Source organism: Pseudomonas parafulva, from assembly GCF_002021815.1.
GTDB classification, from domain to species: domain Bacteria; phylum Pseudomonadota; class Gammaproteobacteria; order Pseudomonadales; family Pseudomonadaceae; genus Aquipseudomonas; species Aquipseudomonas parafulva_B.
The window spans coordinates 3,918,364-3,931,771 of sequence record NZ_CP019952.1; the positions used below are offsets into that span (position 1 = coordinate 3,918,364).

Sequence of the window (13,408 nt, forward strand, 5' to 3'; positions counted from 1 at the left end):
GTCTCGGCAGCGGCCCTGCCGCTGGCTCAGTCCGGGAACAACGTGCAGGCCATCACCAGCGCATCCTCGCGACCACCCGCAGCTGGATAATAGTCGCGCCGGCGGCCGATTTCATTGAAGCCGAAACGCTCGTACAGGCGATAAGCCGGGTTGCTGGCCCTCACCTCCAGGAAACACTCGCGACCGTTGAGCTGGTAGGCGCGCGACATCAGGTGTTCGAGCAGCCGCAAGCCCAGGCCGCGCCCCTGGTTTTCCGGCTTGACGGTGATGTTGAGCAGGTGAGCTTCGTCGATGATCACGTTGATCACGCCGTGGCCAACCTGTTGCTGCCCATCGAACATCAGCCAGACTTCATAGGATTTCAGGGCATCCAGAAAGATGCCGCGGGTCCAGGGGTGGCTGAACGCGGCATATTCGATTTTCAGCACGGCATCCAGATCCGCCTCGGTCATGGGGCGAAAGCTGATCGAGTCACTCATTCAACGGGTTTCCAGCGCGCCATCAGCTGGCGCATGGCTTTCCAGACGTCCGCTTTACGCTGCGGCTCGTCCATCAACAGTTCCAGGCCCGGCAAGGCCCACGCCTCGCCCAGGCCGTCGAGCTTGAGGGTTTGGTAATAAGCCTGGTCGTCGGCGCCGGCAGCAAAGCGCAGCGCCGGCGTACCCACCAGCCACAGGCAGGTGCAGGGCGCTTCTTCCAGACGCGCCTGGACAAAACCCTGTACAAAATCGCGGGCTGCGTCCGGGCCCTGGTCCATGTTGCCGCGCATCAGCAGCGGCCAGCGCACTGGCTCACCCACGATCTGCGGGGCATCGGGTAGGCCAGCGGCGCGCAGCATGTCCTTGAGCAGCAGGTAGGACGGGTCACGGCTCTGGAAAGGCTGGCCGGTGGCCAGCTCGACCAGCAATAGGCAATCGCCAGCGCGCAGCAATTGCAAGGCAAAGCGCGGAGGCGGTACCGGCACTGGGCGAGGGGTCGCAGCCTGCTCGGGCGCCTCCACAGGCTTGGCCGCGGCCTTGGCGGAAACGCCAGGGCGCGGGACCTCGATCTTCGGCCGCTCGACGACCCGTGCCTGGGGGGCAACAGGTGATTTGTCGGCTATCTGGCGTGGCGGCGGCTCGAAATCGATGTCCTCGGGCGGCGCTAACGGCAGCAGCAGCTCGGGCCGCGACGGCGCGGCGAACGGCAGCTCGGCGCGCGGCAGCCAGTGCACCACTTGCATGGCGGACAGGTAGGCGCGACGACGTTGTTCGGTAAGCAAGGCGGTCATCCGAGGGGGTTGGGACAGGTGCGCATTCTAACGCCGATGACTCGCCAGTGCCGCATCAGCTCGGCGGTTTTTTACGCATCCCCTGCCTGCCTGGGCAAGCCATAGGAGGCGCGCGGTTCGATCAGCCTGTCGCACGACAGACCAAGCGGATAAGAACCAACCCGTCGGATGCAGTACAATCGCCCCCTTTTTCTTGGCCACGAGTCCAAGCCGATGATCGAACCCAAGCGCGTCCTGCGTGCCCTAGCCGAACACTGGGCCCTGATCGAGCCGCTGTGCGAGCGTTTCGACCAGGGCACCCTCAGCCTGGTGGAGCTGCGCCAGCATGTGGCCCGCCAGCAGATCGAGAGCACCCCGCAGGACATTACCCAACTGCTCGATGTGTGGATCCGCCTGGACATCCTGGTACCCGTTGCCAAGAGCCCGAACCGCTTCGAGCTCAATGCCCAGATCCACGATTTTCTCGCCTACCTGCGCCGTGAACATCGCCTCGGCCTGTGCCTGGAGATCGAGGCCTACCTGCGTCACCTGGAGCGCCTGGCCGGGCACATCCAGGATGCCTTCGACAACCGCGACAGCGACGACCTGGCGCGGCAACTGCGGTTGCTGGACATGCGCGTGCGGGATGTGCTGAAGAAGCTCGACAACGATGAGCAGGCCCTGGTGGCCGTCGCCGAGCGGGCCAAGACCAGCAGTCGCCAGATACCGCTGCGCCAGCGCTATGCCGAGGTGCTGGCCACCTGGGACGAATACGTCGAGCCGATGATCCAGCTGGTCAACGCCGACGGCGCCTTCGAGCAAGGTGTGCGCAAGGTCGAGACCGTGCTGCTGAAGCTACTCGGTGAACAGGCGCGCCTTGGCCACCTGGTCGACGACGACATGCTGCTGCGCACCCATGCGCGCATTCTGGAGATGCAGACCAGCGCCCAGCTTACCCTGCGTCATGCCCGTGAGCTGCTGCTGCCGCTGCGCGAGGAAGCACGGCGCCATAACGCGGTTACCCGTGGTGCAGCCCTGGCACTGTCGGTGGTGCGCCGCAAGGGCCTGGACGCGCTGCCCCAGGCGGCCATGCCGTTGTTTACCCGCCCGCAAAGCACCTTCCTGGGCAGCGCCAGCCAGGTCGAAGCCTATGTCTATGCCTTGGCACGCTTCGAGCCCAAGCCAGCGCGTTTCCCCAAGGCGCACAAGAGCACGTCCGACGCCAAGCCTCGCGCACCGCGCACGGTCAAGGAAATGACCGAACGCTGTGAACAGGCACTGCCTCTGCCAGACCTGATGGTGTGGCTGCTGGAGCAGGAGCCCGAAGGCGCCACCGACGAACTGCTGTACTGGTTCTCACGCCTGTCACGGGAAAAACGCTTCAACCGCGAGCGCCTCGAGCGGCGTGACTACGACACCCAGGAACACCGCGTCAGCCTGCGTTCGTACGCCCTGACTTCCAGCCGCGAAGACGCCGCCAGTGCGTCCCCAGAACCCCACGCGAGCCCAGCCCATGCATCTTGATCTTTCCGAACTGTCCCAGCTCGCACCGATCTTCCGCGAGCTGTTCAAAGGTTTCCACATCAGCCGCCGCGACCCGGAGCTGTACGCGCAGTTGTCCAACTTCCAGGACCAGTACCGCAGCCTGTTCAAGGCCCTGGGCTTCGAGCTGGTGTGCGACACCCGCGGTTTCTACTACTTCGTGCCGGACATGACGGCGGCGCAGGTCAACAAGACGGCGCAGCGCCTGTCGCTGTTCACCTTCATTCTGGTCGAGCACCTGGCCGATCAAGGCCGTGACCCGATCGCGGTGCTCGACGGCGGCAGCGTTGGTCGCGACGAACTGCCTTCGTTGCTCGACAAATACCGTGACCTGTTCCTGCAGGCCGAGGTGCAGACGGTCGAGGACTTGGAAGAAAAGATCCTGCGCCGCATGACCCAGCTTGGCTTCGCCCATGAAGAAGGTGGCATCTACCGTTTCCTGCCGCCGATGCACCGGTTCCTGGACGTTTGCCTGGCCGTGCAGCAGGACCGGGACTTGGCGGCGACGCTGCACAGCGCCCTGCCCTTGCCCACCCCAGTGCTGGCCGAAGACCACGCCGAGCCAATGCTCGAACACACGGACGATCCGCTCGACCTGACGTCGTTCGAGGCTGAGGAAGACGAAGAACAGGCCCTGGCTCGTGCCATTCGCCAAGAGCAACAGGAGATCGACGCATGAGCCAGGAACGCTACGGCATCCGCCGCTTCGCATTGCTCAACACGGCAGGCTACAGCCTGGGTTTGTTCCCGCTGGAGCACCCGCTGTCGGTGTACGGCGCCAACAACCTGGGCAAGTCGGCATCGATCAACGCCCTGCAGTTCCCGATCCTGGCCCGCATGTCGGACATGAGCTTTGGCAAGTACAGCCTGGAGCAGTCGCGCCGCTTCTACTTCGCCAGTGACACCTCGTACATCCTCTGCGAACTGAGCCTGCCCCACGGGCCGCACGTGATCGGGGTCGTCGGCCGTGGGCCGGGTGGCGGCTTCGGGCACCAGTTCTTTGCCTACCAGGGCGAGCTGGACCTGGCGCACTATCAGAAGAACGACACGTGCCTGCGCCAGAAAGAGCTGTTCACCAACCTTGAAAGCAAGGGCATCAAAGCCTACGAGCTCAAGCCGGACGAACTGCGCCGCCTGTTGGTCGGCGGTCATACCTCGGTGCCCCTGGACCTGACCCTGATCCCGCTGCGCTCGACCAGCGAGCAGAGCCTCAAGACCTTCCGCGCGTTGTTCATCAACCTGCTGCACATGCGCGAAATCACGGCGGCCAAGCTCAAGCAGCTGTTCCTCGATGCCTTCGAGCACAGCCTGCGTTCTGGCAGTGTCGACTACATTGCCGCCTGCGAAGAAGCCTTCCGCGATGTGCGACGCATGGAACAGGACTACAACGCCCTGGTCGCCGCCGGCCCACTGGTCGAGGCACTGGCCGGCGGCGTTGCCCAACGCGACATCCTGCGCGGCAAGCTGCACCGTATTTCGCCGGTGCTCGACAACCTGCTGGGTACCTGGCAGGACTACGCCATGGCGCGCAAGGAAGAGCTGGTCATCCAGGCCGAGCATTACCGGGGTGAACAGGACCGCTTGCAAAACGATCAGCGCGGCGGCACCCAGGAGCTGATGCGCCTTGAGCGTGAAATCACCGGCATCCAGCGCTGGCTAGGCGAGCTGTCGGTGTTGCGCCATCGTTTTGCCTTGGTCGATGACGTCAAGGTGCTGGAGCAGCAGTTGCTGGCGGCCAAGGATGCCCATGACGAGCTCGCCGGCGCCCTGGCCCAGTCCCGTCAGTTCAGTGCCGAAGACCTCGACCAGCGCGTTGGCGACCTGGAAAAACGCCTCAGGCAGGTCAAGCAGCAGCTCGATCACGCCGACAACAACAGTTATGCCCGTTTGCGCGAAGAGTTCTCGCAGCAGGATGTCGACCGCCTGATGCGCCTGTTCAACGGTGCCCTGTTCAGCCTGCCATTGGGTGAGCGTGGCATCGAGCTGGACGACAGCGACCTGTGGGTGAAATCCCTTGAAGCGGTGCTCGACCGCTTCAAGGGTGAGCGTTTCGAGGTGCCTGGCCTGTCCATCGACCTGTCCCACATCGACCCACCGGCCTTGCAGGCGCTGGCTGACCGCGCCGCGCTGCGTGATCAGAAGGAGCGCCTGGACAAGGAGCTGCGCCAGCTCAAGACCCAGCAGGCAGTGAGCGCCGACCGCTCGGCTTCCAAGGCGCAGACCGAAGCGCTGTACCAGCAGGTACTCGACGCCCAGAAAGCCCTGGAAGACTACCGCCGCAGCCAGACCCTGGCCGCCGAAGAGCCTGCCAAGCTCGAACAGCTCGCACAAATGGAGGCCGCTCAGGATGAACTCAAGCGCTCCAGCGATGCGTTTACCGAGCGGGTACAGCAGCTGTCGGCCAAGCTGCAACTGGTGGCGCGCCAGTTGGGTGACCTGGAGTCCAAGCAACGCACCCTGGACGATGCATTGCGCCGCCGTCAGTTGCTACCGGCCGACCTGCCCCTCGGCACCCCGTTCATGGAAGCCATCGACGACTCCATGGACAACCTGCTGCCACTGCTCAACGACTACCAGGACAGCTGGCAGAGCCTGCAGCGGGTGGATAACCAGATCGAAGCGTTGTACGCGCAGGTGCGCCTCAAAGGCGTGGCCAAGTTCGACAGCGAAGACGACATGGAGCGCCGCCTGCAGTTGCTGGTCAACGCCTATGCCCACCGTACCGACGAGGCATTGACCCTGGCCAAGGCGCGTCGCGCTGCCGTGACGGACATTGCCCGTACCCTGCGCAACATCCGCAGCGACTACGACAGCCTCGAGCACCAGCTTGCCCTGTTCAACCGCGAGATCAACCGACGCCAGGTGTCGAACCTGGAAAGCTTCCGTGTAGTGCTGGCACCGAACAAGGAGGCGCTCAAGCACATCGACCAGATCATCCACAGTGCTGGCCAATATGAAGAAGGCGAAACCCTGTCGGTGTTCGACCTCACCCAGAACGCTGACCAGGACAACCGGAACGAGCAGGCCAAGGAATACCTGGCGCGCCTGGTCGCCGCGAACCATAACCAGCTGGGGTTGAAGGACCTGTTCGAGCTGGCGTTCGAGATCACCAAGGTCAACGGCCAGCCGATCATCCACGCCGACATCGACGGCGCGGCGTCCAACGGCACGACCATGACCATCAAGGCGCTGACCAACATGTACCTGTTGCTGCACCTGATGGACCGCGACTTGGCTGGGCGTGTGCGCCTGCCGTACTACCTGGACGAAGCGGCGGACATCGACGAACGCAACCAGGCGGCATTGCTGGAGACCAGCCTGCAGCTGGGCTTCGTGCCGATCCTGGCGAGCGTCAAGCCGCAGGTTTCGGCACACGTGGCCATTGACCTGGAAGGCGGCAGCGGCCCCAACGGCATCTACATCGACGAATCGGACTGGAAGTTCATCAGCCCGCTGGAGGAGGTGAAGGTGGTGGTGCGCGAAGATCAGGGTGAAGTGGTTATCTGACGGAGATCGTGGGGCCGCTGCGCGGCCCCGACAATGGATGTTGCGAAGCTGAGGTTCTGGGACTGACACGCCTCCCATCACCCCCACCTCAACACTCACAACGCATCCAACTCAAATCGACCCAGACCTGCCCGTCACTGAGCCCACGGCAGAATCGGAATCGCCGTCACGGCATTCTGCGGGCTGCCTTCGACGATGCGATCGCTGTACACCAGATACACCAGCGTATTGCGCTTCTTGTCCAGGAAGCGCACCACCTGCATGGTCTTGAATACCAGCGATGTGCGCTCCTTGAATACCTCATCGCCATCCTTGAGCTCGCCCTTGAAGCTGATCGGTCCTACCTGACGGCAGGCGATCGAGGCCTCGGCGCGGTCCTCGGCCAACCCCAGTCCACCCTTCACACCCCCCGTCTTGGCTCGCGACAGGTAGCACGTCACACCTTCGACCTTGGGGTCGTCGAAGGCTTCCACGACGATGCGGTCGTTCGGCCCTAGAAACTTGAAGACAGTGGACACCTGGCCGATTTCCTCGGCGCCAGCCAGCATCGGCAACCCAAGGGCTGCCACGACAAACAGTTTCTTCAGCATGTTCATACCAGCACCAGATTGTCACGATGCACCAGCTCAGGCTCGGCGCTATAACCCAGGATAGACTCGATGACGTCGGAGGATTGCCCGATGATCTTCTGCGCCTCCAGGGCACTGTAGTTGGCCAGGCCCCTGGCCACTTCCAACCCATCAGGGCCCACGCACACCACCATCTCGCCACGTCTGAAGCTGCCCTGGATGGCCTTGACGCCCACTGGCAGCAAACTCTTGTTGGCCTGGCGCAGTGCCTGTACCGCACCCTCGTCCAATACCAGCGTGCCGCGGGTCTGCAAATGGCCCGCCAGCCACTGCTTGCGGGCTGCCAGCATGCCACGCTCAGGCGACAGCAAGGTGCCCAACCGCTCACCGGCCTTGAGACGATCAAGCACGCGCTCGATGCGCCCGCCAATGATGATGGTGTGGGCACCGGAGCGTGCCGCCAAGCGCGCAGCGCGCAGCTTGGTCTGCATACCGCCGCGCCCCAGTGCACCACCGGTGCTGCCGGCCACGGCGTCCAGCGCCGGATCATCGGCACGGGCCTCGAAGATCAGTTGCGCGTCGGGGTTGTTGCGCGGGTCGGCATCGAACATGCCATCACGGTCGGTCAGGATCACCAGCAGGTCGGCTTCCACGAGGTTAGCCACCAATGCCGCCAGGGTATCGTTGTCACCGAAGCGAATTTCGTCGGTCACCACGGTGTCGTTTTCATTGATCACCGGCACCACGCCCAGTTCGACGAGGGTGCGCAAGGTGCTGCGCGCATTGAGGTAGCGCTTGCGGTCGGACAGGTCGTCATGGGTCAACAGGATCTGCGCGGTATGCTTGCCATGCTCGCCAAAACTCGACTCCCAGGCCTGCACCAGGCGCATCTGACCGATGGACGCTGCTGCCTGCAGCTCGTTCATCGCACTGGGGCGTGACGTCCAGCCCAGCTGGCTCATGCCGGCGGCCACGGCGCCCGAGGAGACCAGCACCAACTCCACGCCCGCTTCACGCAGCGCGACCATCTGCTCGACCCACACGGCCATGGCGCCGCGATCGAGGCCTTTGCCATCGGCGGTCAGCAGCGCACTGCCAATCTTCACGACCCAGCGCCTGGCGCCCGTCACCTTGCTTCGCATCGTCTTCCAACCTATGTCGAATCTGTAGATACCGTGGATACAAAAACGCCGCTCAAGCGAGCGGCGTTTAGTGTACTGCAACCGATCAGTCGCGCACGTAAATGATTTCCGGGCCGTCTTCGTCGTCCTCGAAGTCATCATCCCAGCCATCGTCATCGCCGATGTCGTGCACGCTCTTGACACCGGTACGGCGCAAGGTGCGAGCATCGTCCAGGGCCTGCAACTGGGCCCGCGCCTCGTCCTCGATGCGCTGGTCGAGGTCGGCCAGTTCCTCGGCATAGGCCGGGTCGTTGGCCAGGCGGTCGGCACGGTCTTCGAGGTAGCGCATTAGGTCGTGGCTGAGCTTTTCGGTACCTTGCTTGGAGATGGCCGAGATCACGTACACAGGGCCCTCCCACTGCAGGCGCTCGACCACTTCCTTGACCCGCTCGTCGCGCTCGTCATCCATGACCATGTCGGCCTTGTTCAGCACCAACCAGCGCTCACGCTCAGCCAGTGACGGGCTGAAGCGGGTCAGCTCGTTGACGATGACTTCGGCGGCATCGGCCGGGCTGCTCTCGTCCAGCGGCGCCATGTCCACCAGGTGCAGCAGAACACGGGTACGCGCCAGGTGCTTGAGGAAGCGGATACCCAGGCCAGCACCGTCGGAGGCACCTTCGATCAGCCCAGGAATGTCGGCGATGACGAAGCTTTTCCAGCGGTCGACACTGACCACGCCCAGGTTCGGCACCAGAGTAGTGAACGGGTAGTCGGCCACTTTCGGCTTGGCGGCCGATACCGAGCGGATAAAAGTGCTCTTGCCCGCATTCGGCAGGCCCAGCAGGCCCACATCGGCCAGCACTTTCATTTCCATCTTCAAGTCGCGCTGCTCACCCGGCTTGCCAGGGGTGGTCTGGCGCGGTGCACGGTTGGTACTGGATTTGAAACGGGTATTGCCCAGGCCGTGCCAGCCGCCCTGGGCGACCATCAGCTTCTGCCCCGGCTTGACCAGGTCACCGATCACTTCCTGCGTGGAGGCATCGATCACCGTAGTGCCCACTGGCACACGCAGGAACAGGTCTTCGCCCTTCTTGCCCGTGCAGTCGGTGCTGCCGCCATTGGCGCCGCGCTGGGCTTCGTGGTGACGGGTGTAGCGATAGTCGACCAGGGTGTTGAGGTTCTCGTCTGCCACCATGAACACCGAGCCACCGTCACCGCCATCGCCGCCGTTGGGGCCACCGTTCTCGATGAACTTCTCGCGGCGGAAGCTCATGCAACCGTTACCGCCGTCACCGGCCTTGACCCGAATGGATACTTCGTCAACAAACTTCATTCAAAAACCGCCTCTCGCCTTCCGACGAGTTGAACACTGATAAACATGAGGCTCTTGCAAAAATGAGCGCGGCGGCCCCGTACGACCGTAGAAACCCACGCCGGCAACCCATACAAACAGCTTTGCAAGAGGCTCACCACAAACGAAAAAGCCCCGTCGCATGACGGGGCTTTTGGAGCGACGTCGCGATTAGGCTGCGACGATGCTCACGTAACGGCGGTTGAACTCGCCTTTCTTTTCGAACTTGATCACGCCTTCGATCTTGGCGAACAGGGTGTGATCTTTACCGATGCCCACGCCGTAGCCTGGGTGGAATTCGGTGCCGCGCTGGCGGACGATGATGTTGCCTGGCTTGATAACCTGGCCGCCATACATCTTCACGCCAAGGCGTTTCGATTCTGAGTCGCGACCGTTACGAGTACTACCACCAGCCTTCTTGTGAGCCATGGTTCAATTCTCCAAATAAATTCAGGGGATCTAGGGGATTAAGCCTGGATGCCGGTGATTTTGATCTCGGTGAACCACTGGCGGTGGCCCATGCGCTTCATGTGGTGCTTACGACGACGGAACTTGATGATGCGAACCTTGTCGTGGCGGCCTTGCGAAACGACTTCGGCCACTACTTTAGCGCCAGCAACAACTGGAGCACCGATGGTGACTTCTTCACCGTTGGCGACCAGCAGAACGCGATCGAAAGTCACGGACTCGCCAGTGGCGACTTCCAGTTTCTCGACCTTGAGGAATTCACCTTCAGCGACTTTGTACTGCTTGCCGCCGGTAACGATTACTGCGTAAGACATGGTATTTCTCCGATAATCCTGCTCACCCAGCGCTTTATATGATGAGTATTGGCTGGCATGGCTGCACAGGGCTGGAACGGCCCGGCGCAATTGCGTAAGGCAGGTGCTGCCCAGGAAGTTAGGGTGCGCGATTGTACGCAACACAGGTTTTGCTTGCAAGTGCAGCGCCCGACCGACCGGCACCGTGCCTTGACACACCGGGACCCGCAACCTAGCATGCCGCGCAACCTCACTGGAGCAGCCGATGCAACCCCAAACCTTCTACCGTGCGGTGGCTGACGATTTCAGCGCCGTCGACGAGATCATCAAGAAGCAGCTGACCTCGCGCGTGCCGCTGGTATCGAAGATCGGCGACTATATCACGTCGGCCGGCGGCAAGCGCCTGCGTCCATTGCTGGTGTTGCTGTGCGGCAAGGCTCTGGGCCACCGGGGCGACGACCTGCGGCTGCTGGCGGCCACCATCGAGTTCCTGCACACCGCTACCCTGCTGCACGATGACGTGGTCGACATGTCGGGCATGCGCCGCGGCCGCTCCACGGCCAACGCCCTGTGGGGCAATGCCCCAAGCGTGCTGGTCGGTGATTTCCTCTATTCCCGTTCGTTCGAGATGATGGTCGAACTGGGGTCGATGCCGGTCATGCAGATTCTGTCCAGGGCTACCCGGGTCATCGCCGAAGGCGAAGTGCTGCAGCTGTCGCGGGTACGCGATGCCAGCACCACCGAGGAGGTCTACATGGACGTCATCCGCGGCAAGACTGCCATGCTGTTCGAAGCCTCTACCCACAGTGCTGCGGCGCTGGCCCAGGCCTCCGATGCCCAGCGCGAGGCCTTGCGCATGTTCGGTGACCACCTGGGCGTGGCCTTCCAGCTGGTCGACGACCTGCTTGACTATGAAGGCGATGCCGAAGCACTGGGCAAGAACGTGGGCGACGACCTGGCCGAGGGCAAGCCCACCCTGCCTTTGATCTACACCATGCGCGAGGGCACTGCCGAGCAGGCAGCGCTGGTGCGTCAGGCCATTCAGAAAGGCGGCCTCGAAGACCTGGAGCAGATCCGTGCCGCCGTAGAGGCATCGGGTGCACTCAAGTACACCGCAGCCCTGGCGCAGGATTACGTCAAGCGCGCTATCGAGTGCCTGGAAGTACTCCCTGCCAGCGAATACCGGGATGCGTTGGTCGAGCTCAGCCAGTTCGCGGTCGCACGCACCCACTGACGGCACGCCCTTCCCCACACGCGGTTCGTCCCCGAACCGCTACGGACTTTTGTCCGGACATAATCACTTCTGAAACCAGACCTTCTACAATGGCGGCTTTTCCGCCTGTCTGTTCGAGGAACCGAAGTGAGTACGTTGCCACCCTGCCCCAAATGCAACTCCGAATACACCTACGAGGATGGCACGCAGCTGATCTGCCCTGAATGTGCCCACGAATGGTCGGCCAACGGCGAAGCCGAACCGGCCAATGACGATGTGGTGAAAAAAGATTCAGTCGGCAACGTGCTACAAGACGGCGACACCGTGACCGTGATCAAGGACTTGAAGGTCAAGGGCTCGTCCCTGGTGGTCAAGGTCGGCACCAAGGTCAAGAACATCCGCCTGTGCGACGGTGACCACGATATCGACTGCAAGATCGACGGCATTGGCGCGATGAAACTGAAATCGGAATTCGTGCGCAAGGTCTGATTTTACCCAGATCCGCCAATTGGTTCTTGCTATTTTGATAATAAGAATTATTCTCATTGGAAAGTTATCCAAGGAGAGTAGTCATGACTTATCTGATCGATGCCTGGCTGGACCGCCCTCATCCGTATCTGCGCATTCTCCATCGGGAGACCGGTGAAGTGTGCGCGGTGCTCGAAGCAGAGGCGCTGGACGAACTGCGCGACCAGGGCGATCTGGACCTGCGCGGGCTGAATTCGAATGAGCCGGGGGTGCTGAAGGAGCTGGTGCGCAACTTGTTTCTGTTCTGCTATGCACGGGCATTGCGCCCGGTGGGAACAGACTGGAACTGACAGTTCTAGCGAGCCGGGAAAGGGCCGCAACGCGGCCCCAGCGGTATTACAGAACGTCGAGCAGTTCGACGTCGAACACCAGCACGCTGTGCGGCGGGATGCTGCCGACGCCCTGGGCACCGTAGGCCAGTTCGCTTGGCACATACAGGCGCCACTTGCTGCCGGCGCTCATCAATTGCAGGGCTTCGGTCCAGCCTGCGATCACACCACCGACCGGGAATTCGGCTGGCTGACCACGATCATAGGAGCTGTCGAACACGGTGCCGTCGATCAGGGTGCCGTGGTAGTGCACACGCACCTGGTCTTCGCGCGATGGCTTGGCGCCTTCACCTGTGCTCAGCGCTTCGTACTGCAGGCCCGAATCCAGGGTGACGATACCGTCGCGCTTGGCGTTGTCGGCCAGGAACTGCTTGCCGGCTGCCGCTGCAGCCTCGGCCTTGGCGGCCGCCTGGGCCTGCATCACTTCACGGATAACTTGGAAGCTGGCCGACAGTTCGGCCTCGCTGACGCGGCTGTCTGCACCGTTGAAAGCGTCGGTCAGGCCGGCCACGATCGCGTCCAGGCTCACACCTGGCGGCGGGTTGTCACGCAGCTGGCCACCCAGCTGACGGCCGATGCCGTAGCTGACGCGGGTTTCGTCGGTAGACAGGTTGATCTCGGACATTGTCATGCTCCACTGCAGGGCGCAGCGCAGCCACGCCCTTGATGAAAAGGGCGAGCAGCCTAGCATATCGAGAGGCACCTCGCTGCACGCGACAGACCACCGCGTGCAGCTGAAGTTGTGGTTAGTGCTTGGTGAGCTTGTCCAGGTAACCCATGCAGAACGCCGAGACGACGAAGGTCATGTGGATGATGACGTACCACATCAGGTAATCGGTGGAGATGTTCTGTGCATCCATGAACACCCGCAACAAGTGGATGGACGAAATGGCCACGATCGACGCAGCCACCTTCATCTTCAGCGAGGAGGAGTCCATCTTGCCGAGCCAGTTGAGCTTTTCCTTGCTCTCGTCGATATCCAGCTGCGAGACGAAGTTCTCATAGCCGGAAATCATCACCATGACCAACAGGCCGCCGACCAGCGACATGTCGATCAGCGACAGGATCACCAGGATCAGGTCGGCTTCGCTCAAGGCGAAGACGTTGGGCAGAACATGGACCACTTCCTGGAAAAATTTCAGCGCAAGGGCCAATAGGCCCAGGGACAGGCCGAAGTAGATGGGGGCGAGCAGCCAGCGGGAGGCATACATCGCATTTTCGAGAATACGTTCCATGGA

15 protein-coding genes are annotated in these 13,408 nt (G+C 62.4%); 6 read left to right on the top strand and 9 right to left on the bottom strand.

What is annotated here, in order from left to right:
- Nucleotides 1-26: 26 nt before the first annotated feature.
- Both rimI and B2J77_RS17600 read right to left on the bottom strand, forming a co-directional pair.
- Nucleotides 27-479, bottom strand: coding sequence for a ribosomal protein S18-alanine N-acetyltransferase (gene rimI / locus B2J77_RS17595; RefSeq protein WP_023533216.1), 453 nt, complete (start codon nucleotides 477-479; stop codon nucleotides 27-29).
- Complete coding sequence (locus tag B2J77_RS17600; RefSeq protein ID WP_078479453.1) at nucleotides 476-1,261, bottom strand: energy transducer TonB; 786 nt, start codon at nucleotides 1,259-1,261, stop codon at nucleotides 476-478. Before B2J77_RS17600 ends, rimI begins: the two co-directional genes overlap by 4 nt.
- Before the next feature lie 222 nt (nucleotides 1,262-1,483).
- Between B2J77_RS17600 and mksB the strand changes: the two genes are divergently transcribed.
- The 3 genes from mksB to mksF are packed head-to-tail and all read left to right on the top strand — an operon-like array spanning nucleotide 1,484 to nucleotide 6,298.
- Nucleotides 1,484-2,773 (top strand): Mks condensin complex protein MksB, encoded by a 1,290-nt coding sequence (mksB, locus tag B2J77_RS17605; RefSeq protein WP_058638609.1) that lies wholly within the window; start codon nucleotides 1,484-1,486, stop codon nucleotides 2,771-2,773.
- A complete protein-coding gene (gene mksE, locus B2J77_RS17610; RefSeq protein ID WP_058638610.1) occupies nucleotides 2,763-3,470 on the top strand; it encodes an Mks condensin complex protein MksE in 708 nt (235 codons plus the stop codon). Before mksB ends, mksE begins: the two co-directional genes overlap by 11 nt.
- A complete protein-coding gene (mksF, locus tag B2J77_RS17615; protein WP_058603096.1) occupies nucleotides 3,467-6,298 on the top strand; it encodes an Mks condensin complex protein MksF in 2,832 nt (943 codons plus the stop codon). Before mksE ends, mksF begins: the two co-directional genes overlap by 4 nt.
- Before the next feature lie 134 nt (nucleotides 6,299-6,432).
- On the opposite strand, the gene B2J77_RS17620 is transcribed toward mksF, so the two are convergent.
- The 5 genes from B2J77_RS17620 to rplU all read right to left on the bottom strand — a co-directional run bounded on the left by B2J77_RS17620 (nucleotide 6,433) and on the right by rplU (nucleotide 10,121).
- Nucleotides 6,433-6,888 carry a CreA family protein gene (locus B2J77_RS17620; RefSeq protein WP_371259680.1) on the bottom strand — a complete coding sequence of 152 codons (456 nt, stop codon included), beginning with the start codon at nucleotides 6,886-6,888 and terminating at the stop codon, nucleotides 6,433-6,435.
- 2 nt (nucleotides 6,889-6,890) lie between these two features.
- Entirely contained in the window at nucleotides 6,891-8,009 is a 1,119-nt protein-coding gene (gene proB / locus B2J77_RS17625; protein WP_058603097.1) for a glutamate 5-kinase, read from the bottom strand.
- Between the two features lie 85 nt (nucleotides 8,010-8,094).
- Entirely contained in the window at nucleotides 8,095-9,321 is a 1,227-nt protein-coding gene (gene cgtA / locus B2J77_RS17630) for an Obg family GTPase CgtA (RefSeq protein WP_058638611.1), read from the bottom strand.
- A 189-nt stretch (nucleotides 9,322-9,510) separates the two neighbouring features.
- Nucleotides 9,511-9,768 carry a 50S ribosomal protein L27 gene (gene rpmA, locus B2J77_RS17635; protein WP_023533198.1) on the bottom strand — a complete coding sequence of 86 codons (258 nt, stop codon included), beginning with the start codon at nucleotides 9,766-9,768 and terminating at the stop codon, nucleotides 9,511-9,513.
- A 38-nt stretch (nucleotides 9,769-9,806) separates the two neighbouring features.
- Nucleotides 9,807-10,121 (bottom strand): 50S ribosomal protein L21, encoded by a 315-nt coding sequence (rplU, locus tag B2J77_RS17640; protein ID WP_023533254.1) that lies wholly within the window; start codon nucleotides 10,119-10,121, stop codon nucleotides 9,807-9,809.
- A gap of 244 nt (nucleotides 10,122-10,365) precedes the next feature.
- On the opposite strand from rplU, the gene B2J77_RS17645 reads away from it, so the two are divergent.
- From B2J77_RS17645 to B2J77_RS17655, 3 genes are all read left to right on the top strand, one after another.
- Entirely contained in the window at nucleotides 10,366-11,334 is a 969-nt protein-coding gene (locus B2J77_RS17645) for a polyprenyl synthetase family protein (protein ID WP_058638612.1), read from the top strand.
- 126 nt (nucleotides 11,335-11,460) lie between these two features.
- A complete protein-coding gene (locus B2J77_RS17650) occupies nucleotides 11,461-11,802 on the top strand; it encodes a zinc ribbon domain-containing protein YjdM (protein WP_058603098.1) in 342 nt (113 codons plus the stop codon).
- A gap of 83 nt (nucleotides 11,803-11,885) precedes the next feature.
- A complete protein-coding gene (locus B2J77_RS17655) occupies nucleotides 11,886-12,131 on the top strand; it encodes a hypothetical protein (protein WP_023533238.1) in 246 nt (81 codons plus the stop codon).
- Nucleotides 12,132-12,177: 46 nt separating this feature from the next.
- On the opposite strand, the gene B2J77_RS17660 is transcribed toward B2J77_RS17655, so the two are convergent.
- Nucleotides 12,178-12,795: an FKBP-type peptidyl-prolyl cis-trans isomerase gene (locus B2J77_RS17660; protein ID WP_058603099.1), complete on the bottom strand. Its 618-nt coding sequence runs from the start codon at nucleotides 12,793-12,795 to the stop codon at nucleotides 12,178-12,180.
- A gap of 121 nt (nucleotides 12,796-12,916) precedes the next feature.
- Nucleotides 12,917-13,405, bottom strand: coding sequence for a TIGR00645 family protein (locus B2J77_RS17665; protein ID WP_003247486.1), 489 nt, complete (start codon nucleotides 13,403-13,405; stop codon nucleotides 12,917-12,919).
- Nucleotides 13,406-13,408 lie beyond the last annotated feature (3 nt).